Source organism: Peptoniphilus sp. BV3C26 (genome assembly GCF_000478985.1).
Lineage (GTDB): Bacteria > Bacillota > Clostridia > Tissierellales > Peptoniphilaceae > Peptoniphilus_B > Peptoniphilus_B koenoeneniae.
This window is the reverse complement of sequence record NZ_AWXB01000029.1, coordinates 1-2,006: the sequence shown is the minus strand read 5'-3', so window position 1 is coordinate 2,006 and position 2,006 is coordinate 1. Positions and strand designations below refer to the sequence as shown.

1 protein-coding gene is annotated in these 2,006 nt (G+C 33.6%); it reads left to right on the top strand.

Annotated elements, in window-relative coordinates; translation table 11 throughout:
- Positions 1 to 234 precede the first annotated feature (234 nt).
- A partial coding sequence (locus HMPREF1253_RS02965; RefSeq protein WP_023055275.1) for a recombinase family protein occupies positions 235 to 2,006 on the top strand: 1,772 nt, incomplete at its 3' end.

Sequence of the window (2,006 nt, the reverse complement as noted above, 5' to 3'; positions counted from 1 at the left end):
AGATAAAATTATATGAGGAGGATTTAGAATGAATAATGAACTATTAAGATATAGCCTCCAATTATCTATGCTGTCTATGTTACTTTCTAAGCACTTGCTCAGTGATATTGAATATAAAAAGATAAAACTAAAGCTGATGAAAAAGTATAATATCTCTACAGAATTATATTTATAATGTTTTGCAAGTGTGGTATAATAGAACTGCATAGAAAGATACAAAAAGGAGGCAGTGCAGTGAAAAAGGATGTTAAAGTTATTAAAGGTGATACCACACTGAAAAGAACTGCATCAGGGTGTGTTCAACGCTCAATAAAGAGAGTGGCAGCTTATTGCAGAGTTAGTACGGATACTGAAGATCAGATTAATAGCTATAATTCTCAGGTAGAACATTACACAGAATTTATACAGAAAAATAAAGAGTGGACTCTTGCCGGAATATATGCTGACGAGGCGATAACAGGAACACAGGTTGATCGAAGAATTGACTTTCAAAGATTAATAAATGACTGTATGAACGGCGATATAGATATGATAATTACAAAGTCTATATCAAGATTTGCAAGAAATACATTAGACACCTTAAAGTATGTAAGAAAGTTGAAAGAGTTTAATGTTGCGGTCTTTTTTGAAGAGGAAAACATAAACACCTTAACAATGGACGGAGAGTTGCTTTTAACAATTTTAAGTTCAGTTGCGCAACAGGAAGTAGAGAACATTTCAGCCAATGTCAAAAAAGGTTTGAGAATGAAGATGGAAAGAGGAGAAATGGTAGGCTTTCAAGGGTGTTTAGGCTATGACTATGATCCGGAAACTAAAAGCATTTCTATCAATGAAAAAGAAGCTGAGATTGTAAGATATATTTTCAGAAGATATATTGAAGGTGTTGGCGGTATGGTAATCTCCAGAGAACTTGAAGAACAAGGATATTTATCGCCAAGAGGAAATAAAAGATGGACGGAAACAACAGTTTTAGGAATTATAAAAAATGAGAAATATAAAGGGGATCTTATGATGGGAAAGACCTATACGGTTGATCCTATTTCAAAGAGAAGATTGGATAATTTCGGAGAACAGGATAAGTTTTATATAGAGAACCATCACGAGCCAATCATTTCGGAAGAAGATTTTGAAAAAGCTCAAGGTATTAGATTAAGAAGGTCAAAAAACAGAAATACCGTTGCTAATAATGGCGGTAAGAGAGAAAAGTATTCAAGAAAATATGCTTTTAGCAGTATGCTTGAATGTGGATTTTGTGGTCATAATCTTTCAAGAAGAAATTGGCATTCGAGTTCAGAGTATACAAAAGTTATATGGCAGTGTGTCAATGCTACTAAAAACGGAAAGAAGTATTGTCCGCATAGTAAAGGGATTGAAGAAGAAGCCATAGAAAAAGCATTCATGGAAAGTTATCGTCAGGTATGCCACAATAATGTTGAAATTACTAATGAATTCCTTAAAACTGTGGAAGAAGAATTGAAAGACAACAGTTTAGCTAAAGACCTGAAGAAGATAACAAATCAACTTGATAAGATACTAAAGAAAGAAAAGGATCTTGTTGAGTTAAGGCTGAATGAGTCAATCAGCATGGATATATATCAGGATAAGTATAATGAAATAGCTATTAGTAAAGAGAAATTACTTGCAGAAAAAAGGACTTTAGAAGTAACACTCACTGATGAAAAAGCGTTGAAGAAAAGGCTCGAGGGGTTTAAAAAATTACTTGAGTCCAATAAATATCTTGAGGAATTTGATAGGGCAGTATTTGAAAGTATAGTAGATAAAATCATCATTGGGGGAACTAACGATGAAGGTGAAATTGATCCTGCAATGATTACTATCATATATAAGACTGGAAAAAAAGATTCTCAGGACGGAAGATTATTCAAGAGCAGAAGAAAAAATGCCAAGGAAGTTAATGAGGAAACTGACAACAAATTGTATCCTCATTCAAGCGACGAGGTTAATAATTTGTATTCCTATCCTATTGACAACACATGTGGAGACGG